Here is a 20,606-nt window from a genome sequence, read left to right as displayed (position 1 = left end):
CTAGCGGAATTGCCTGCAAGAACGACGCCAAGTCACCCCCCTTCAACCGGGGCACCAAATGCCGCTTTGCTTGCGCGCAAAAAATAGTTTAACGCTAAACCATTATTCGGGAGGAGCATGAACGATGTCCGACACCCCCAACTTGCGCCAAGCAGCATTGGACTACCACGAACACCCTCGGCCCGGTAAGCTGGAGGTCCGCGCGACCAAACCGCTGGCCAATGGTCGCGATCTGGCGCGGGCCTATTCGCCCGGCGTGGCAGAGGCCTGTATCGAAATTCAAAAAGACCCCGACACCGCCGCCCGCTACACTTCGCGCGGCAATCTCGTGGCCGTGGTCACCAACGGCACCGCAGTTCTGGGGCTTGGCAACATCGGCGCGCTGGCCTCCAAGCCGGTGATGGAGGGCAAAGCAGTGCTCTTCAAAAAGTTCGCCAATATCGACTGCTTTGACATCGAACTTGACCAAGCCGACCCCGAGAAACTGGCCGAGATCGTCTGCGCGATGGAGCCGAGTTTCGGCGCGATCAACCTTGAGGACATCAAGGCCCCCGATTGTTTCACAGTGGAGCGTATCTGCCGCGAACGGATGAACATCCCCGTCTTCCACGATGACCAGCACGGCACTGCCATTGTCGTGGGTGCTGCTGTGAAGAACGCTTTGCATGTCGCAGGCAAACGGTTTGAGGACATCAAGATCGTCTCCACCGGCGGCGGTGCGGCGGGGATTGCTTGCCTGAACATGCTGCTGAAACTGGGTGTAAAGCGCGAAAACGTCTGGCTGTGTGACATCAACGGGCTGGTCTATGAGGGCCGCACCGAGGATATGAACCCGATCAAGGCGGAATATGCCCAACAGTCCGATCTGCGCACGCTGGACGATGTGATTGACGATGCCGACCTCTTCCTTGGGCTCTCCGGCCCCGGCGTGCTCTTGCCCGAGATGGTCGCGAAAATGGCCAAGCGCCCGATCATCTTTGCGCTGGCAAACCCCACGCCTGAAATCTTGCCTGATTTGGCCCGCGAGGTTGCTCCCGACGCGATCATCGCCACAGGTCGCAGTGATTTTCCCAATCAGGTCAACAATGTCCTCTGTTTCCCCTTCATCTTCCGGGGCGCGCTCGACGTGGGTGCGACCACGATCAACGACGAGATGAAGATCGCCTGTATCGACGGTATTGCCGCCCTCGCCCGCGCCACGACCAGCGCCGAGGCGGCAGCTGCCTATCAAGGTGAGCAGCTCACTTTCGGCGCCGATTACCTGATTCCGAAACCCTTCGATCCACGCCTCATCGGGGTGGTCTCTTCGGCGGTGGCCAAGGCCGCGATGGAGACGGGCGTGGCCGCGCGGCCCATCGAAGACCTCGACGCCTATAAGCGCAAACTCGACGGGTCGGTCTTCAAATCCGCGCTGATCATGCGCCCGGTGTTCGAATCCGCCCGCACCTCCCCCCGCCGTCTGGTCTTTGCCGAAGGTGAAGACGAGCGGGTGCTGCGGGCTGCACAGGCGATCATCGAAGAAACCGTCGAACGGCCCATTCTGATTGGCCGCCCCGAGGTGATCGAACGGCGCATCGAAAAGGCCGGGTTGAACCTGCAACTGGGTCAGAACGTCGATCTGGTGAACCCCGAGAACGACCCCCGATACCGCGACTATTGGGAGACCTATCACAGCCTGATGTGCCGCCGCGGCGTCAGCCCTGACATCGCGCGGGCGATCATGCGCACCAATACCACCGCCATCGGCGCGGTCATGGTGCATCGCGGAGAGGCCGACAGCCTGATCTGCGGCACCTTTGGCGAATTTGGCTGGCACCTCAACTACGTCAATCAGGTGCTGGGTCGCGACGGCCTGCGGCCGCATGGCGCGCTAAGCATGATGATCCTCGAGGACGGGCCGCTGTTCATCGCCGACACCCAAGTAAACCTGCACCCCACCCCTGAGCAGATCGCAGAGATCGCAATCGGGGCCGCGCGTCATGTGAGGCGTTTCGGTATTGAGCCGAAAGTGGCACTGTGTTCGCAAAGCCAGTTTGGCAATCAGGGCGAAGGGTCAGGCAAACGTCTGCGCGCGGCGCTGCAAATCCTCGACGCTGGCAATCATGATTTCTGCTATGAAGGCGAGATGAATATCGACACCGCGCTCGACGCGGAACTGCGCGAACGGCTCTTGCCCTGCAACCGGATGGAAGGGGCCGCCAATGTGCTGGTCTTCGCCCATGCGGATGCAGCCTCGGGCGTGCGCAACATTCTGAAAATGAAAGGCGGCGGGCTTGAGGTTGGACCGATCCTGATGGGCATGGGCAACAGGGCGCATATCGTGTCGCCTTCGATCACCGCGCGCGGGCTGCTCAACGTCGGTGCCATCGCGGGCACTCCTGTTGCGCATTACGGCTAAACCTCAAGCAAAACGCCGCCCCTTAGGGGACGGCGTTACGTGGTCGGGTAAAGGTTTATTTACGGGGCGTGGCGGGCTTGATGTCCGCGACGGAGGACGGGGCCTTAGCGGCGGGCTTTGCCGCGGCCTTGGCCTGCTTCTTCTTATTGCTGATTTTGTCACCCATGGTCGGGCCCTTTGTCATGCGAAGGGCGCTGGCATCATGCCGCGCCTGTGCTCATCATGACAAAATGCGCGTCTCAAGCTGATCCGTTTTCGACCGAGATGTCGCAAAAGGCGCGCCGCCCCGAGAGGCGGCGCAATGCCGCTTAGAACCGCCAGTTGAACGCGCGACTGACGCCGAGGCGCATGGTCCACTGATCGTCCGAACCGGCTTGGGTGATCGGGCTGTCGGCGGCGTCATTCAACAAGCGCTGATAGGCCACGGCCCCTTCCAACGCCCATGCGTCATCCAGTCGGTAGGTCGCCTGCACTTCGACGCCCGCGCCCAGCAGTCCGCCTTCGGCCTCATAGGCCGCCAAGGTCGGCGTGGCCGTGTCGACACCGAAGTAGGTGTCGGCATAGGTGTCATTGCCAAGGCTGAAACGCGGGCCTGCGGTGATGGTCCAACGCTCATCGGGGCGAAAGATCACGTCAGCGCCGATGTCGCCGGTCACGCCTTCATGCCCGCCAAACCCTTGGCGCACTTTGCCGAAGACCTGCCAGTTCACCTCGCGGTAGACCACGCCGAAACCAAGTTCGACCGCGGCGTCGATGTCCTCAAGCCCCGCCAGTTCGGGGTGATCGGAACTGTCACGCTCGCCCAGATAGCGGAATGCACCGGTAAAGCCGAAACCGGTCTTGGGCGCTTCGCCGATGTTGGTACCGATTTTGCGCCCGCCCCATTCCAGTGAGCCGAAGGTGAAGGCCAAATCCGGCGTCGCGCGGTAGCTGCTGGAACCCGGATAATCCGGTGCCGCCCCCACCCCGCCGCGCAGGGCGAAGTTGAACGAACGGTCCTGCGCCACCGCTGGCAGCGCGGCAACCAGAGCGAGGCAGGAAGCAAGGGGCAGAGAAAGGGCGAGGCGCATGTGGGCAGGCTCCAATGGTAACAGGGTTTCCGGCCAACTTAGCATGACGCGCTGCAACTGACAGGAACAATAGCGATCCGCTTGCCGAATTCTTTCTAAGCGGCCAGAGTGTCTGGAAATATTTGCGCGTCAGTACAGCTATACCCGGCCCGCGGGTTTGCCCCGCCCGCGCAGCAGGAGGAGGAACACCATGGGATACCGCGACACCTATGACCGCTGGAAGGCCGATCCGGAAGCCTATTGGCTGGAGCAGGCAGAGGCGATCGACTGGGACATCGCGCCGCAAAAGGCGCTCTTTGACCGGGGTGAGGACATCTATGAGTGGTTCGCGGATGCGCGCGTGAACACCTGCTACAACGCTGTGGACCGCCATGTGGAACAGGGCAACGGCAAGCGCGTGGCGATCATCTATGATAGCCCGATTACCGGCAACAAATCGACCCTGACCTATAGCGAGTTGCAGGCCCATGTGGCCTCGCTCGCCGGGGCGCTGGTGGCCCACGGGGTGGAGAAAGGCGACCGCGTGGTGATCTACATGCCCATGGTCCCCGAGGCGGTAGAGGCGATGCTGGCCTGTGCCCGTATCGGCGCGATACATTCGGTGGTGTTCGGCGGCTTTGCCTCCAGCGAACTGGCGGTACGGATCGACGATTGCAAACCAAAGGCGATCATCGCCGCCTCTTGCGGGGTCGAGCCATCGCGCGTGGTCGATTACAAACCCTTGCTGGACGGGGCCATAGAACAGGCCACACACAAGCCCGACACCTGCATCATCCTGCAGCGCGGCCAGAAACCCTGTGAGTTGAACCCCGAGCGGGACATCGACTGGTACGCCTCCCAAGACGGCGTGCGCCCGGCCCCATGCGTGCCCGTGGAGGGGAACCACCCGGCCTATATCCTCTATACCTCTGGCACCACCGGCGCGCCCAAAGGCGTGGTGCGGCCCACCGCGGGACATCTGGTGGCGCTGAACTGGACGATGAAAAACATCTATAACGTCGAACCCGGGGAGGTGTTCTGGGCCGCATCAGACGTGGGCTGGGTCGTGGGCCACAGCTACATCTGCTACGCGCCGCTGATTGCGGGCAACACCACCGTTGTGTTCGAAGGCAAGCCCGTCGGCACCCCTGATGCGGGCACCTTCTGGCGGGTGATCGAAGAGCATGGCGTGTCGAGCTTCTTTACCGCCCCCACCGCGATCCGCGCCGTCAAACGCGAAGACCCGGATGGCGAGGAGATCAAGAAATACGACCTGTCGAGCCTACGTGCGCTCTATCTCGCGGGGGAACGGGCCGATCCGGATACCGTGGAATGGGCGCAGGAAAAGCTGGGCAAGCCGGTCTACGATCATTGGTGGCAGACGGAAACCGGCTATACCATCGTCGGCAACCCGGCGGGGCTTGAGGCGCTGCCGGTCAAGGTCGGCTCGCCTACCGTGCCGATGCCGGGCTATGACGTGCAAATTTTGGATGAGCGCGGCGAACCGCTGCCTGCCGGAGAGTTGGGCGCGATTGCCATCAAGCTGCCCTTGCCCCCCGGCACCTTGCCCGGCCTGTGGAACGCCGAAGACCGCTTTCGCAAATCCTATCTCACCACCTTCCCCGGCTATTATGAGACCGGCGATGCGGGGCGGATTGATGAGGACGGTTATGTCTGGATCATGGCGCGCACCGATGACGTGATCAACGTGGCAGGCCACCGTCTCTCGACCGGCGCGATGGAAGAGGTTTTGGCGGGCCACCCCGATGTGGCCGAATGCGCCGTGGTGGGGGTGAGCGATGACCTTAAGGGCCAGTCGCCCGTTGGTTTCTTATGCCTCACCAAAGGCGTCGACCGCCCGCATGAGGAAATCGTTGCGGAATGCGTGACCCGGATGCGCGAGCAGATCGGCCCTGTGGCGGCGTTCAAGCAGGCGGTTGTAGTGGACCGGCTTCCCAAGACCCGCTCGGGCAAAATCCTCCGCGCGACGATTATAAAAATCGCGGATGGAGAAGATTTCAAACCGCCCGCGACCATCGACGACCCGGCGATTTTGGACGAGATCCGCGAGGCGCTGAAGGGCATCGGCTACCCGAAGAGCTAAACCATCAGGCGCATGGCGGTGGACCTTTGCAGGTCTGGCGCTAAACTCAGACCCACAGAAACGCGCGCGCAGACCAGCTCGCGCGTTTTTTACAATTGCGTTGCTTGCGCGAAATATGCGAAGCGCCCCCGGAAATGCCCCGCATCCGGGGCCAGCCACGACAGCACATTCAGTGGGTCTTTTCCCTCCCGGAGCTAGCCCTCCGGCCGCGCAGAAAGGTTTTCGACGTGCAAACACCCTATTACCTGATCGACAAGGCCAATCTCCGCGACAATATGGAGAAGATTGCCCGCCTCCGCGCCCTCTCCGGTGCGCGCTGCCTGCTGGCGCTGAAATGTTTCGCCACATGGTCGGTCTTCGACTTCATGTCAGAGTATATGGACGGCTCGACCTCTTCTTCGCTCTACGAAGTGCGGCTCGGGGCCGAGAAATTCCCCGGGGAGACGCATGCCTATTCGGTGGCCTATGCCGATCATGAGATCGACGAGGTGCTGGGCCACGCTGACAAGATCATCTTCAATTCCATCGGCCAGCTCGACAAGTTCGACACGCAGTCTTCGGGCCACATCCGCGGCCTGCGGGCGAACCCCGGCGTCTCGACCTCGGAGTTTGACCTTGCCGACCCCGCCCGCCCTTTCAGCCGTCTGGGCGAGCATGACCCGGCGGCGATTGACGCCGTGGCAGACCGGATCACCGGGCTGATGTTCCACAACAATTGCGAGAACGATAGTTTCGAGCGGTTCGACGAGATGCTTACCCTGATCGAAGACCGCTTCGGCGCGGTGCTCGACAAGATGCAGTGGATCAGCCTCGGTGGCGGCATCCATTTCACGGGCGCAAACTACCCGCTTGATGATCTGGCGCTGCGCCTCAAAGCCTTTGCCGAGCGCTTCGGCGTGCAGGTTTATCTTGAGCCCGGCGAGGCCGCGATCACCAGTGCCGCGACGCTGGAGGTCACCGTGCTCGACACGATGCACAATGGCAAGAACCTCGCCATCGTCGACAGTTCCATCGAGGCGCATATGCTCGACCTGCTGATCTACCGCGAACCGGCCAAGATCGCGCCCAACACCGGCGACCACGAGTGGATGATCTGCGGCAAGTCCTGCCTTGCGGGCGATATCTTTGGCGAGTTCCGCTTTGATGCGCCGCTGAAAGCCGGTGACCGGCTCTCGTTCCAAGACGCCGCTGGCTACACGATGGTCAAGAAAAACTGGTTCAACGGCGTCAAAATGCCCAGCATCGCCATCCGCGAGCTGGACGGAACCACCCGATTGGTGCGCGATTTCGACTATGACGATTTCGCCGCCGCCCTGTCGTGACAAGAAAGAGGTCCACACTATGAAACGCAATGTTCTTATCATCGGCGCGGGCGGCGTCGCACAGGTTGTGGCGCATAAATGCGCGCAGAATAATGACAAACTCGGTGATCTTCACATCGCCAGCCGCACGGTTTCGAAATGCGAGGCGATCATCGCCGGCGTGCATGAGAAAGGCGCGATGAAGCAGGACGGTGTGTTCAAGGCGCATGCCGTCGACGGGATGGACACAGAAGCCGTCGCCGCCCTCATCAAAGAGACCGGCTGCCAGATCGTTATCAACGTGGGCTCGCCCTTCGTGAACATGACGGTGCTTGAGGCCTGCATCCAGACCGGCGCCGCCTATATCGACACCGCGATCCACGAAGACCCCCGCAAAATCTGCGAGACGCCGCCGTGGTATGGCAACTACGAATGGAAACGCCGCGAAGCCTGCGCCGAGGCGGGTGTTACCGCGATTCTAGGCGCCGGTTTCGATCCCGGCATGGTCAACGCCTTTGCCCGCTTTGCCGTCGATGAGTTCATGGACGAGGTCAAATCCATCGACATCGTCGACATCAACGCAGGCGACCACGGCAAATATTTCTCGACCAACTTCGACCCGGAGATCAACTTCCGCGAATTCACCGGCACCGTTTACAGCTGGCAAGAAGGCGAGTGGAAGGAAAACAAGATGTTCGAGGTGGGCCGCGAATGGGATCTCCCCGTCGTCGGCAAGCAAAAAGCCTATATGTCGGGTCATGACGAGGTGCATTCCTTGGCCGCCAACTACCCGCAGGCCGACGTGCGCTTTTGGATGGGGTTTGGCGATCACTACATCAATGTCTTTACCGTTCTGCAAAACCTCGGCCTGCTGTCCGAACAGCCGGTGACCACCGCCGAAGGTCTGGAAGTCGTGCCGCTGAAAGTGGTGAAGGCCGTACTCCCCGACCCGTCAAGCCTTGCGCCCAACTACACCGGTAAAACCTGCATCGGTGATCTGGTCAAAGGTGTGAAGAATGGCGAAGAGGTTGAGGTGTTCGTTTATAACGTGGCCGATCACAAAGACGCCTTTAACGAGGTCGGCTCTCAGGGCATCTCCTACACTGCCGGTGTGCCACCCGTGGCTTTCGCGATGCTGATTGCCGATGGCACATATGACGGCGGCACCATGGTTAACGTCGAAGAGCTGGACCCGAAGCCGCTGTTTGGCCTTCTTGATGACATTGGCCTGCCGACACGGGTCAAAGATGACAAGGGTGATCGCGCCTGGCACGAGGCGTGAGCCTCTCTTGAAACGCAAAAGGCGACCCCCGAGGGGGTCGCCTTTTTTAATGCCAGCTACGAAAATCAGTGTTTCGCAGCGAAGTCATCGACTTGACGCTCGGCCTCGTCTTTGGCGATGCCATAGCGTTCTTGAATCTTACCCACCAATTGCTCGCGGTTGCCACGGGCCTCGGCGATTTCGTCGTCGGTCAGATCGCCCCATTGCGATTTTACCGCGCCGGTCATCTGTTTCCAATTGCCTTCGATACGGTCCCAATTCATTGCAGGTCTCCTTTCATCGGCTGCGAAGATGCGGGGACATCCCGCTCTTTCAGGTACAACGCTGACGTGAAACTTGGGTTCCGGCACAGGGGCGCGGCGGCGGAAAGCTGCCAGACCCGAATGGGTAGGATCAGTTGAACTGTTCCGAGATCAACCGCTCTTCCAGCCCGTGACCGGGATCAAAGAGAATCCGGTGGCTGATACTTGGATCGGAGGATACCTCAACCGTTGTCACATCGCGATGCGACTGGCCGTCGGCATCGGCCATCACAGGCCGCTTTTGTGGCTCTTGCACATCGAATCGCACGGTCGCCCGCTTGGGCAGCAGCGCCCCCCGCCAACGGCGCGGGCGGAAGGCGGCGATTGGGGTGAGGGCCAAGACATCCGACCCAATCGGCAAAATTGGCCCGTGCGCGGAATAGTTATAGGCGGTGGAACCCGCAGGTGTGGCCACGAGCGCCCCGTCGCAGACAAGCTCCTCCATCCGCTGCCGCCCGTCTATCGTGATGCGCAGCTTGGCCGCCTGCGGCCCTGCACGCAGCAAGGACACCTCATTGATCGCAAGCGCGGTCGAGATGGTCCCATCGATATGGGTGGCGCGCATGACCAAGGGGTTGATCACCGCCTCTTCCGCCGCCGCCAGCCGCGCTTGCAGATCGCCCTCGCGGTAAGCGTTCATCAAAAAGCCGATGGTGCCGCGGTTCATCCCATAGACGGGTGCGTCCATGTCTTGGGTGCTGTGCAGCGTGTGCAGCATGAAACCGTCACCCCCCAAGGCCACGATCACCTCGGCCTGACGCAGGGGCACGTCACCATAGCGCCCGATCAAAGCGGCCCGCGCCGTCTGTGCCACGCTGGCCCGGCTGGCCACAAAAGCGATCTTTAGAGACATGTCAGCAGGCTCATCCCGGCGAAGTTTCCGATCATCGGCGTTTGGGGCCAAAACAATCACATTATTCCGCGCGCCACCAGTGTTGACGCACATATCTTGCAACCTGTCGGTTTACAGCCTTCACCTCGGCCCGCGTTTCCGATAGGCAACACGCGAAACCAGCCCCAATGAGGATCCCCTGATGTCCGATTTCTTCACCAAATCTCTTGCTGATTCCGACCCGGCCCTCGCCGCTGCGATTGACGCTGAACTGAGCCGCCAGCGCGACGAGATCGAGTTGATCGCCAGCGAGAACATCGTCTCGGCTGCGGTGCTTGAGGCGCAGGGCAGCATCATGACCAATAAATACGCCGAAGGCTATCCGGGCCGTCGCTACTATGGCGGCTGTGAGCATGTCGACGTCGCCGAGAACCTCGCCATCGAACGCGCCTGCGCGCTGTTCGACTGCCAGTTCGCCAATGTGCAGCCGAACTCCGGCAGCCAAGCGAACCAGGGTGTCTTCACCGCGCTGCTGCAACCCGGCGACACTATTCTGGGGATGAGCCTTGATGCCGGCGGCCACCTGACCCACGGGGCCAAGCCGAACCAGTCGGGCAAATGGTTCAACGCGGTGCAATACGGTGTGCGCAAGCAGGACAACCTGCTGGACTACGACCAAGTCGCCGAACTGGCGGCTGAGCATAAGCCCAAGATGATCATCGCCGGCGGTTCCGCCATTCCGCGACAGATCGACTTTGCCAAAATGCGCGAGATTGCCGACAGCGTGGGCGCCTACCTGCTGGTCGACATGGCGCACTTTGCGGGTCTTGTTGCGGCGGGTGAGCATCCCTCTCCCTTCCCACATGCGCATGTGGCGACGACCACCACCCACAAAACCCTGCGCGGCCCGCGCGGCGGCATGATCCTGACCAATGACGAAGCGATCTCGAAGAAGATCAACTCCGCCATCTTCCCGGGCATTCAGGGCGGCCCCCTGATGCATGTGATCGCGGCCAAGGCCGTGGCCTTTGGCGAAGCACAGCGCCCCGAGTTCAAAGCCTACGCCAAGCAGGTCATCGCCAATGCGCAGGCGCTGTCGGATCAGTTGATCAAAGGTGGCCTCGACACCGTGACCCATGGCACCGACACCCATGTGGTGCTGGTCGATCTGCGCCCGAAAGGCGTGAAGGGCAACGACACCGAGAAGGCTCTGGGCCGGGCGCATATCACCTGCAACAAGAACGGCGTGCCGTTTGATCCCGAAAAGCCGATGATAACTTCGGGCATCCGTCTCGGCTCCCCTGCTGGCACGACGCGCGGCTTTGGTGAGGCTGAGTTCCGCCAGATCGCCGATTGGATTATCGAAGTGGTCGACGGGCTGGCGGCCAATGGTGCCGATGGCAATGCCGAGGTCGAGGCCAAGGTGAAAGCCGAGGTCGAAGCGCTGTGCCAGCGTTTCCCGATGTATCCGAACCTGTAAGCAATTTGGCCCTCGCAGCGATGCGGGGCCACTTTACCCTCCGGCCGGGCGGCGCCCGACCGCGGGTGGGCATCGCAACCTGCGTTCCTACCCCTTTATTTCTCAACCATGATGTGCGGCCAAGATGATGTGCCCGGCAGCAAAAGCGCCCGCCCATGGGGCGGTCGGGCGCTGCCCGGCGGCGCAAAGCGCCTTGATTCCGGGCGATCATCGCCAGACAGCCCCCTTGCCGATCCCCCCTCCCCGCGCCACATTCCCCTGCAAAGGAGAACCGCATGATCATTCACCCCAAGGGCAGCCGCCCCTCTGAACCCGGCCCCGACGATTATTTCACCGGAGAGGTCGAGATGACCCCGCTGATCTCGGCCCCGGCCCCCGCCCGCTTGCGCGGTGTCACCGTGACCTTTCAGCCCGGTGCGCGCACGGCGTGGCATACACATCCGCTTGGCCAAACGCTGATCGTCACCGAAGGTACAGGCCGCGCCCAGACCGAAGGCAGCCCGGTGCAAACGCTGAACAAGGGCGATGTCGTCTGGTTCGGCCCCGGAGAGAAACATTGGCACGGTGCCGCACCCGACAGCGCCATGACCCATATCGCCTTGCAAGAGGCGCAGGTCGGTGAGGCGGTCGAATGGATGGAAAAGGTGGCGGACGCGGATTACGACCCGTCCTAAGCCAGTCGGCGCGGCGGCTTAGACGTAGCCGCGCCACCAAAGCCAGATCACAAAGCCCACGATGACCACGAGAATGTTGAAGGCGATCCCTGCCAAGCGATCTAAGATGATCCCACGTCGCCGGGCCTTGGGGTCAATTTCTTTCAAATGGGCCGCAACCCGATTGAAGGCCGCCCAAACGGGGGCATCCTCCAATTGACGGGCGATATGGGGATTGGCGACCAGATGTTCGGTCTTGCTTAACAAAGCCCCGTCACCGCGAATGCCGCGCGGCAGTTCCGGCCCGGCGCGGTGAAACGCATCGCGCAGATTGCGCGCTTTGATGCGCAACCGGTCCTCGAACAAGGGGCGCAGCACTTCGGCGCGGGTGTTGAAATCTTGGCGGTCAATCATGCGCGCATCTAATCGCTCTGGTCCCCGGGCTGCAATGCCCGTAATTTGTCCGCATGTTGAATTACACCGAATATGGCGAAGCCGCCGCCGACCGCCCGACCCTGCTGATCGTCCATGGCCTCTATGGCTCTGGCCGCAACTGGGGCGTGATCGCCAAACGCCTCGCGGACGAGCGTCCTGTTGTCACCGTCGACATGCGCAACCACGGCACCAGCCCGCATCATGACACCCACAGCTACCCCGAAATGGCGCAAGATCTGGCCGAAGTGATCACCCATCTTGGCGGCCCGGTGGACATTTGCGGCCACTCCATGGGCGGCAAGTCGGTGATGATGCTGGCGCTGACCCGGCCCGAGCTGCTGCGCCGCGTGATCGTCGCCGATATTGCGCCCGTTACCTATGGCCACACGCAGCAGATGTTCATCGACGCCATGCGCGACGTGGACCTCACCCAAATCGAACGCCGCTCGGACGCCGAAGCGCAACTGGCCACAGCGGGGGTAGAGCGCGCCTTGCAAAGCTTTTTCACCCAATCGCTCGACCTGCCCGGCAAGCGCTGGCGGCTGAACCTTGATGCGCTTGAGGCGGAGATGCCCAATATCATCGGCTGGCCCGAGGATGTGAGCGGTCAGTTCGAGGGGCCGACCCTGTTCCTCTCGGGCGGCGCGTCAGAATATGTCCTGCCTGAGCATCGCGAGCCGATCAAGGCGCTTTTCCCGCAAGCGCGCTTTGCCAAAATTCCCGGGGCGGGCCATTGGCTCCACGCCGAAAAACCCCGCGAGTTCGAGGCGACACTGCGCATTTTCCTTAATACTAAACGTTCCGCCCCGCCAAGCTGATCCAATCCGTCCCCAGACGGCACCGGAACGCCACCTTTAATAGTTGAAGCCACAGGGCCACCCTTATTTCTCGGGTCTTCAGGGCCATTCCCCCCTTGCAGCCAGAGCCGCCTTGCCTATAAGGCAGGACAATTTGCAAATTTAGGGGGCCGCCATGCCAAAACGTACCGACATCCAGTCGATCATGATCATTGGTGCGGGGCCGATTGTGATCGGACAAGCCTGCGAGTTTGACTACTCCGGCGCTCAGGCCTGTAAGGCGCTGAAAGAGGAAGGCTACCGCGTCATCCTCGTCAACTCCAACCCCGCCACGATCATGACCGATCCCGGGCTGGCCGATGCCACCTACATCGAGCCCATCACCCCCGAGATCGTCGCCAAGATCATCGAAAAAGAACGCCCCGACGCGCTGCTGCCCACCATGGGCGGCCAGACCGGGCTGAACACCTCGCTCGCCTTGGAAGAAATGGGCGTGCTGGAGAAATTCGGCGTCGAGATGATCGGCGCCAAGCGCGAAGCCATTGAAATGGCTGAAGACCGCAAGCTTTTCCGCGAGGCGATGGACCGTCTCGGCATCGAAAACCCCAAAGCCACCATCGTCACCGCCCCCCTGCGCGCCGACGGCAAAAAAGACCTCGCAGCGGGCGTGAACCTCGCCCTCGAAGCGCTGGAATACGTCGGCCTTCCGGCGATCATCCGCCCCGCCTTTACCATGGGCGGCACCGGCGGTGGCGTGGCCTACAACCGCGAGGATTACGAATTCTACTGCCGCTCCGGCATGGACGCCTCGCCCATGGGTCAGATCCTCGTCGACGAGTCCCTGCTCGGCTGGAAAGAGTTCGAGATGGAAGTGGTGCGCGACACCGCCGACAACGCGATCATCGTCTGCTCGATCGAGAACATCGACCCGATGGGCGTGCACACCGGCGACAGCATCACCGTGGCCCCGGCCCTGACGCTGACCGACAAAGAATACCAGATCATGCGCAACCACTCCATCGCCGTGCTGCGCGAGATCGGCGTGGAAACCGGCGGCTCCAACGTGCAATGGGCCGTGAACCCCGCCGATGGCCGCATGGTCGTGATCGAAATGAACCCCCGCGTCAGCCGCTCCTCGGCGCTGGCCTCCAAAGCCACCGGCTTCCCGATCGCCAAGATCGCCGCGAAACTCGCCGTGGGTTTCACGCTGGACGAGCTAGACAACGACATCACCGGCGTCACGCCCGCGTCCTTCGAGCCCAGCATCGACTACGTCGTCACCAAAATCCCAAAATTCGCCTTTGAAAAATTCCCCGGTGCCGAGCCCTACCTGACCACCGCGATGAAATCGGTGGGCGAAGCCATGGCCATTGGCCGCACCATCCACGAAAGTCTGCAAAAAGCGCTGGCCTCAATGGAATCCGGCCTGACGGGCTTTGACGAAGTCACCATTCCCGGTTTCGATGCCGACCTGCCCAAGGACGCGCCCGCCAACACCGCAGCACTCATCAAAGCCGTCTCTGCCCCCACGCCTGACCGGATGCGCACCATCGCCCAGGCCATGCGCCACGGCATGAGCGACATCGACCTGCACGCGCACACCATGTTCGACCCGTGGTTCCTCGCCCGCATCCGCGAGATCATCGAGGCCGAAGAAGCCATCCGCGCAAACGGCCTGCCGCAGGACGAATACGGGTTCCGCGACCTTAAGATGATGGGCTTCACCGACGCCCGCCTCGCGATCCTGACCGACCAGCGCGAAGCGCAGGTCCGCGACGCCCGCCTCGCCCTCGGCGTCAAGGCGGTGTTCAAACGCATCGACACCTGCGCCGCCGAATTCGAAGCGCAGACGCCTTACATGTATTCCACCTATGAGACCCCGCTGATGGGCGAAGCCGAATGCGAAGCACGCCCCTCGGACCGCAAAAAGGTCGTCATCCTCGGCGGTGGCCCGAACCGCATCGGTCAGGGCATCGAGTTCGACTATTGCTGCTGTCACGCCTGCTATGCACTGACCGACGCGGGCTATGAGACCATCATGGTCAACTGCAACCCAGAGACGGTCTCGACCGACTACGACACCTCGGATCGTCTGTACTTCGAGCCGCTGACCTTCGAGCATGTCATGGAAATCCTGCGCGTCGAGCAGGAAAACGGCACGCTGCACGGCGTCATCGTCCAGTTCGGCGGCCAGACCCCGCTGAAGCTCGCCAACGGTCTGCAAGAGGCCGGCATCCCGATCCTCGGCACCACGCCCGACATGATCGACCTCGCCGAAGACCGCGAGCGCTTCCAGCAGCTTGTGCTGAACCTCGGCCTCAAGCAGCCGCACAACGGCATCGCCCATTCCGACGCCGAAGCCATGGAAATCGCCAAGGAAATCGGCTTCCCGCTGGTGATCCGCCCCTCCTACGTTCTGGGCGGCCGTGCCATGGAGATCGTCCGCGATCAGGCCAGCCTTGAGCGCTATATCACCAACGCCGTGGTCGTCTCCGGCGACAGCCCCGTGCTGCTGGACAGCTATCTGTCCGGCGCGGTGGAACTGGACGTCGACGCGCTCTGCGATGGCAAGGATGTCCATGTCGCGGGCATCATGCAGCACATCGAAGAGGCCGGCGTCCACTCCGGCGACAGCGCCTGTTCGCTGCCACCCTACTCCCTCCCGCGCGAGATCATCGCCGAGGTCGAAGAGCAGACCCGCGCACTGGCGCTGGCGCTCAACGTCGTGGGCCTGATGAACATCCAGTTTGCGGTGAAGGACGGCGAAATCTACCTCATCGAAGTAAACCCCCGCGCCTCGCGCACCGTGCCCTTTGTGGCCAAGGCGACCGATTCGGCCATCGCTTCCATCGCCGCGCGCATCATGGCCGGGGAGCCGCTCAGCAACTTCCCCCTGCGCGCCCCCTACGACGCCTCCGCCGCCTACGAAGACACCCTGCCCTTAGGCGACCCGATGACGCTGGCCGATCCCAACATGCCTTGGTTCTCGGTCAAGGAAGCCGTGCTGCCCTTCGCCCGCTTCCCCGGTGTCGACACGCTTCTGGGGCCGGAAATGCGCTCCACCGGCGAGGTCATGGGCTGGGACCGCGACTTCCCGCGGGCGTTCTTGAAAGCGCAGATGGGCGCAGGCAACCCGCTGCCGCGCACAGGCTGCGCCTTCCTCTCGGTCAAGGATGCAGACAAGGGCCAAGCCATGCTGGAAGCGGCAGAAATCCTGCTGGGCCAAGGCTTTACCCTGATCGGCACCCGCGGCACCGCAGAGTGGCTGTCGGCGAATGGTCATGCCTGCGATGTGGTGAACAAGGTCTACGAAGGCCGCCCCGACATCACCGATATGATGAAGAACGGCGATGTGCATCTGGTGATGAACACCACCGAGGGCGCGCAGGCGGTCGAAGACAGCAAGTCGATCCGCTCCATCGCGCTTTACGACAAGATCCCCTATTTCACCACCGCGGCAGGCGCCCACGCCGCCGCGCTGGCGATCAAGGCGCAGGCCGAGGATGCGATCGGTGTGAAAGCGCTGCAGGGGTAAGAGTTCGGGGCTGCCCATTGGGCAGCCCTTTTTCCGTCGCCCGATGTTCCGCCGCGCCCCTGTTTAGCTAATAATGCAACTGACCCAGCAAAGCTGCGGCGCAAAGCGCATCCGCGTGGCGTGAGACACGCTGACCTCCCGACCCTCTAAGCCGATCCGCGCAATCGGTTCGTGCATAAAGGACGTCTCAACCAGCACCAAACGGTCGCCTTCTGCCATCAACGGCACACGCTGACGCGACTGTCCGGCGACAAAGTCCAAGTCCAGCAAACTGTCCAAGCCTACGCCTTGCGAAAAATCCACCAAAATGATTCGTCGGTCCAGATTGGCGCAGTCCCGGAGACAACGAACCTGCGTGACGCGCAGCGACACCTCATAGCCGGTTAACTGTTCAGCAACCGATTGCAGGCCAAGCAGATCGTCAAGATTAATCGGCGTCGATTGCCGCGACAGGCTATCGGCGATGACGGCGGTGGCATCGGTTGCCATTGCGCGGATGCGGAAAGCATCCGTAAAGGTCAGCATCGCCATGATCGACCAGACCAGCAACGGCAGCAGAACGACAAAAGCAATCGTCTGGCTGCCCTCTTCCGCGCTGAAAAAGCGTTTTAACCTATGCCCCATCATCCGCGCGGCTCCGTCACAAAGGCGGTGGTGACCCGCACACCATACTCACCATCGGATCCTTCGGGCAATTGCCGCCCCAAACCGGTTCCGGGCAAAAGCGGATCGAAGAGACGACACACGCGCATCATCATCAGGTTGTTCTGCTGCCCGGGCCGAAAGCCGTTGGCTGGGTCGTAATCCTCATCGCGATCCACACAGGGGGCGGGCCCGCCCAAGTCCGCCCAATTGGCGACTGGCATTGCTCGCATTTCGATCCGGATGTTTTCAAGACACTCCGCCTCGAAAACCGAACGCTCGCAAATCAGCGCCTTCATAGCGTCGTAGCTTGGCGTGACGCCGGTCGACAGGCGCACGTCCCGGACGGCAAGGTTCGTGGCTCGGCGCAGCATGATCTCACGCGCGCTCCACAGGCCGGTCTCAAGCGCGAGAAAGAAGAAATAGAAAACGAGCGGTAGCAGGATGACGAACTCAATCGTGACCCCGCCCGCCTCGGACTTGCGAAAGCGATCTGAGAAAAAGCGGGTCATTTCGTCAGCCTCAACATAGAGATCGACGCGGCGATCATGTCGAATGCGGTCTGAATTTCCAAACCCTCGACGTCGAAGTAATGGGCTTCAGAAGAAGCGCAGTCTTTCAGGAGGTTGAGGGAGTTGGTGTTGTCGACATCCATGCCAATCGAATAGATGACAACGCCCGCCGTATTGGCCACACCGCAAATTTCGCGAAGGCGGCGGTCTTTCTCTGTAGAATCCACCGTCCATTGAACACTATTGCGGAACCATGTTGCCCGCGAATTCCAGTACCAATTCCAATTATAGCGCCGCGCATACATGTTGTAGCCGTAGTAGTAGGGCGACATTTCCGCCCAGACTTCTGGCCACTCAAGGCGCTCTTCTGTGCTCCTATTTGCGTAGCGATAGCTGGAATTATTGGCGAGCGTATCATTGCTCCACATGCGCTGGCTTCCGAAGGGATGAAGCGCATAGAAATAGGGCTCGGGATAGGATCTATCGTCGTCATTCTCGCTGCTAATCTCTGAGGAGACGACAGAATAATAAGTGCTGCCGCTATAGGTCGTCTTGATCAGATCTGATTGGCCTGAGGCGTATTCAGGCTTCAGACGATACTCCTCGCGGTTCTCGCCGTCGGTCATCAGCACCAGAACTTTCATGCTGTTGTCGGCACCATAGGCATGCGGACGGCCTTGGAAGGCGGCATCAATCTGACCCGAAGCGATCAATCCGGCGACCGGGTTTTGCGCAGAAGGGTCAAGCAAGGCCAAGCCCCATTTCGCCCCCATATCAATCGAAGTTGAGCCCAAGGCGGTAAGAGCCGAGATTTGCGCCTTCAGCTCTTGGATCGAACTCGACAAAGGTGTGACCGGAAAACCTGCATCAAAGCGACAGACCCACTGGCCCGAAGTCGGGGTCCAAGATGACTCACTCCCAATCAGGAAATGCCCGGTCCGTTGCAACTCAGAGGCCGTGCTGATCCCAAGATGGGTAAAGTCATCTGCATCGAAATCCACGCAGTGCGAATAGTTGTGCTCTGTGGTCACCGAATACTGACCCAGCAAAGCCGCCCCCGCATTCACCTTGGTCGAATAGGGCACAATCGAAATCGACACGCGCCCCTCTTCAGAATCGCTTAAAATAGTCTCAACGAAGTCACTGGCCGCATTTTTCAGAAGGGTCAGCTTGATCCCGCTACGGTCGCTGGTGATCTCCCCCATTGAGCCCGAGACGTCGAGCACGAGCGAAATTTCGATATCTTCCACCCGCTCCGTCGCTTCGGAACTGATCGTCATGCCAAGCGTGTCGATGTCGAAAAACCGAAAGAAATAAGTGTTCAGCCCGGCGGGGAGCGAGGCTTCGACCGTCCGGCCCACGAGTATGCCACCGATCTTCTCTTCGCTGGTCTCAATCAGGACTTCGGACGCGTCAAGACCCGCTGAGGTCAGGTAGCTGCGCACGACTTCTTCGGGGTCAAGGTCCTGTGACAGGCTGGCGGCGGCAAGCACGGCATTGTCGAGGTGAGTTTGAAAAGTTGTCCGCGTCCGCTCGTGGTTTGCCAAATCTACGGCAAGTCCGCCAAAGATGGTGATCCCAAAGAAAACCGCCAACATGAGGACCAGCATGCCGCCACCCTCATCTTTGCGAAAACGCTCGATCCTATTGATAAGCGTATCTATTTTAGCGCTGCGCCTCATGACACCCCTCTTCTGTGGAGGTTCAAATCGTAAGGAGTTTCTGTGCTTTACGCCGTGAAGCCTGCCATCAAATGGCCTGTAAAATTATCGCCAGCTTCGTCGCCGCAGTAGAGAACTCTAATTCATTTCGAACAATTAATGATTGTTAATGCCCGATCACTGCGCACTATCGGTTGCATAGTCAAGACGCGTCGCGACGGCGGCTGCGCTCAATATCTGCAACTGTAGCGGCATTCCCACGCCTGCGCCGTCATAGCCGTGGCAAGTCTGTTGCGGTTTGGTTAAAGTACGAAACCTGCACTCCCGAAGACAGTATCCACCTTGGGCGCAGCGACCGTTAAATCTGCCCCTTGCAAATCTTCCGGGGCTGCTCAGCTTAAGTAGACCAGCCATGCCGTTGGTGAGAAAGGGATAACACCGATGTATCAAGCCGCCATCACCGGTACGGGCGTTTTCACGCCCCAGAAGACCATCACCAACGCCGAACTGGTCGAAGCGTTCAACGCCTATGCCGACCTCTATAACACCGAGAATGCCGAAGCGATCAAAGCAGGCACTCTGGAGGCTAAGGCGCATTCCTCGGAAGAGTTCATCGTCAAAGCCAGCGGCATTGAGCAGCGCTATGTCATGGATAAATCCGGCGTGCTCGACCCGAACATCATGCACCCATTGCTGCGCCAGCGCGCGGATGAGGAACCGTCATTGATGGCGGAAATGGCCGTTGACGCAGCGCAAAAAGCGCTCGCCGCTGCGGGCAAAACCGCCGCTGATGTGGATGCGGTGATCTGCGCGGCCTCCAATCTGGAACGCGCCTATCCTGCGGTGGCTATTGAGATTCAAGAACTGCTGGGGGTTAAAGGGTTCGCTTTCGACATGAACGTCGCCTGCTCTTCTGCCACCTTCGGTATACAAGCGGCTGCGGACATGATCCGTTCCGGCTCCATCCGCTCGGCTCTGGTGGTGAACCCTGAGATTTGCTCGGCCCACCTCGAATGGCGCGACCGGGATTGCCACTTTATCTTTGGCGATGTCGCCACTGCCACTTTGCTGGAACGTGCCGAGGATACCGACGGCCCCTGTTTTGACGTCATCTCGACCCGCTGCGCGACCGAGTATTCCAACAACATCCGCAACAACAACGGCTTCCTCCGTCGGTCCCGTCCCGACGGGCTGAGCGACCGGCGCGATATGCAATTCATGCAGAATGGGCGCAAAGTGTTTAAGGAAGTGTTGCCCATGGTGGCCGAGCATATCGGCGGGCATATGGCCGACAACGGATTGGAATCCTCAGATCTGAAACGCATTTGGCTGCATCAGGCGAACAAATCGATGAACGACTTCATTGGCCGCAAGGTCCTGGGTCGGGAACCAGAAACGGGTGAGCAGCCCAACATTCTGCAGGACTACGCCAATACCTCCTCCGCCGGGTCAATCATCGCTTTTGCTAAGAATTCTGACGATCTGAAGGATGGCGACACCGGGCTAATCTGCTCTTTCGGCGCGGGCTACTCCGTGGGTTCCGTCATCGTCAAAAAGCGCGGTTAACGCGCCCAACCTAGCCCATGAGATCGGGCGGGGTTTCTGTCTTGATCCGCTGTCATG

17 protein-coding genes are annotated in these 20,606 nt (G+C 60.8%); 9 read left to right on the top strand and 8 right to left on the bottom strand.

The window, feature by feature from the left end; translation table 11 throughout:
- Positions 1-124 precede the first annotated feature (124 nt).
- A complete protein-coding gene (locus K3759_RS03740) occupies positions 125-2,398 on the top strand; it encodes an NADP-dependent malic enzyme (protein WP_259984382.1) in 2,274 nt (757 codons plus the stop codon).
- A gap of 55 nt (positions 2,399-2,453) precedes the next feature.
- Here K3759_RS03740 and K3759_RS03735 read toward each other — a convergent pair whose 3' ends face one another.
- Positions 2,454-2,564, bottom strand: a complete 111-nt coding sequence (locus K3759_RS03735; RefSeq protein WP_120351690.1) for a malic enzyme — start codon at positions 2,562-2,564, stop codon at positions 2,454-2,456.
- Between the two features lie 142 nt (positions 2,565-2,706).
- The gene (locus tag K3759_RS03730) at positions 2,707-3,468 is read right to left on the bottom strand and encodes a MipA/OmpV family protein (RefSeq protein ID WP_259984381.1); all 762 of its coding nucleotides are present in this window, start codon (positions 3,466-3,468) and stop codon (positions 2,707-2,709) included.
- Between the two features lie 190 nt (positions 3,469-3,658).
- Between K3759_RS03730 and K3759_RS03725 the strand changes: the two genes are divergently transcribed.
- From K3759_RS03725 to K3759_RS03715, 3 genes are all read left to right on the top strand, one after another.
- On the top strand, positions 3,659-5,551 hold the full coding sequence (locus tag K3759_RS03725) for a propionyl-CoA synthetase (RefSeq protein WP_259984380.1): 1,893 nt from the start codon (positions 3,659-3,661) through the stop codon (positions 5,549-5,551).
- Positions 5,552-5,778: 227 nt separating this feature from the next.
- On the top strand, positions 5,779-6,873 hold the full coding sequence (locus tag K3759_RS03720) for a carboxynorspermidine decarboxylase (RefSeq protein ID WP_259984379.1): 1,095 nt from the start codon (positions 5,779-5,781) through the stop codon (positions 6,871-6,873).
- A gap of 19 nt (positions 6,874-6,892) precedes the next feature.
- Entirely contained in the window at positions 6,893-8,134 is a 1,242-nt protein-coding gene (locus tag K3759_RS03715) for a saccharopine dehydrogenase family protein (RefSeq protein ID WP_259984378.1), read from the top strand.
- A 65-nt stretch (positions 8,135-8,199) separates the two neighbouring features.
- Here the strand turns inward: K3759_RS03715 and K3759_RS03710 are convergent, their stop codons facing one another.
- Positions 8,200-8,397 (bottom strand): CsbD family protein, encoded by a 198-nt coding sequence (locus tag K3759_RS03710; RefSeq protein WP_093926969.1) that lies wholly within the window; start codon positions 8,395-8,397, stop codon positions 8,200-8,202.
- A 130-nt stretch (positions 8,398-8,527) separates the two neighbouring features.
- Positions 8,528-9,289: an NAD kinase gene (locus tag K3759_RS03705; protein ID WP_259984377.1), complete on the bottom strand. Its 762-nt coding sequence runs from the start codon at positions 9,287-9,289 to the stop codon at positions 8,528-8,530.
- Between the two features lie 181 nt (positions 9,290-9,470).
- Here K3759_RS03705 and glyA point away from each other — a divergent pair, with 181 nt between their 5' ends.
- Entirely contained in the window at positions 9,471-10,748 is a 1,278-nt protein-coding gene (gene glyA, locus K3759_RS03700; RefSeq protein ID WP_259984376.1) for a serine hydroxymethyltransferase, read from the top strand.
- Between the two features lie 275 nt (positions 10,749-11,023).
- Complete coding sequence (locus tag K3759_RS03695) at positions 11,024-11,422, top strand: cupin domain-containing protein (protein WP_259984375.1); 399 nt, start codon at positions 11,024-11,026, stop codon at positions 11,420-11,422.
- Positions 11,423-11,440: 18 nt separating this feature from the next.
- Here K3759_RS03695 and K3759_RS03690 read toward each other — a convergent pair whose 3' ends face one another.
- The gene (locus K3759_RS03690; protein WP_259984374.1) at positions 11,441-11,815 is read right to left on the bottom strand and encodes a hypothetical protein; all 375 of its coding nucleotides are present in this window, start codon (positions 11,813-11,815) and stop codon (positions 11,441-11,443) included.
- A gap of 53 nt (positions 11,816-11,868) precedes the next feature.
- On the opposite strand from K3759_RS03690, the gene K3759_RS03685 reads away from it, so the two are divergent.
- Complete coding sequence (locus K3759_RS03685; protein WP_259984373.1) at positions 11,869-12,654, top strand: alpha/beta fold hydrolase; 786 nt, start codon at positions 11,869-11,871, stop codon at positions 12,652-12,654.
- A 154-nt stretch (positions 12,655-12,808) separates the two neighbouring features.
- Positions 12,809-16,168, top strand: a complete 3,360-nt coding sequence (gene carB / locus K3759_RS03680; protein WP_259984372.1) for a carbamoyl-phosphate synthase large subunit — start codon at positions 12,809-12,811, stop codon at positions 16,166-16,168.
- A gap of 63 nt (positions 16,169-16,231) precedes the next feature.
- Here the strand turns inward: carB and K3759_RS03675 are convergent, their stop codons facing one another.
- The 3 genes from K3759_RS03675 to K3759_RS03665 are packed head-to-tail and all read right to left on the bottom strand — an operon-like array spanning position 16,232 to position 19,004.
- The gene (locus K3759_RS03675; RefSeq protein ID WP_259984371.1) at positions 16,232-16,795 is read right to left on the bottom strand and encodes a TadE/TadG family type IV pilus assembly protein; all 564 of its coding nucleotides are present in this window, start codon (positions 16,793-16,795) and stop codon (positions 16,232-16,234) included.
- The gene (locus K3759_RS03670) at positions 16,792-17,322 is read right to left on the bottom strand and encodes a TadE/TadG family type IV pilus assembly protein (protein ID WP_259984370.1); all 531 of its coding nucleotides are present in this window, start codon (positions 17,320-17,322) and stop codon (positions 16,792-16,794) included. The genes K3759_RS03675 and K3759_RS03670 overlap by 4 nt, the downstream gene beginning before the upstream one ends.
- On the bottom strand, positions 17,319-19,004 hold the full coding sequence (locus K3759_RS03665) for a Tad domain-containing protein (RefSeq protein WP_259984369.1): 1,686 nt from the start codon (positions 19,002-19,004) through the stop codon (positions 17,319-17,321). Before K3759_RS03665 ends, K3759_RS03670 begins: the two co-directional genes overlap by 4 nt.
- A gap of 420 nt (positions 19,005-19,424) precedes the next feature.
- Here K3759_RS03665 and K3759_RS03660 point away from each other — a divergent pair, with 420 nt between their 5' ends.
- Positions 19,425-20,549: a beta-ketoacyl-ACP synthase III gene (locus tag K3759_RS03660; RefSeq protein WP_259984368.1), complete on the top strand. Its 1,125-nt coding sequence runs from the start codon at positions 19,425-19,427 to the stop codon at positions 20,547-20,549.
- The last annotated feature ends 57 nt before the right edge of the window (positions 20,550-20,606 follow it).

The sequence above is a fragment of the Sulfitobacter sp. W027 genome (genome assembly GCF_025143985.1).
GTDB lineage: Bacteria > Pseudomonadota > Alphaproteobacteria > Rhodobacterales > Rhodobacteraceae > Sulfitobacter.
This window is presented reverse-complemented; position numbering and strand designations above follow the sequence as displayed.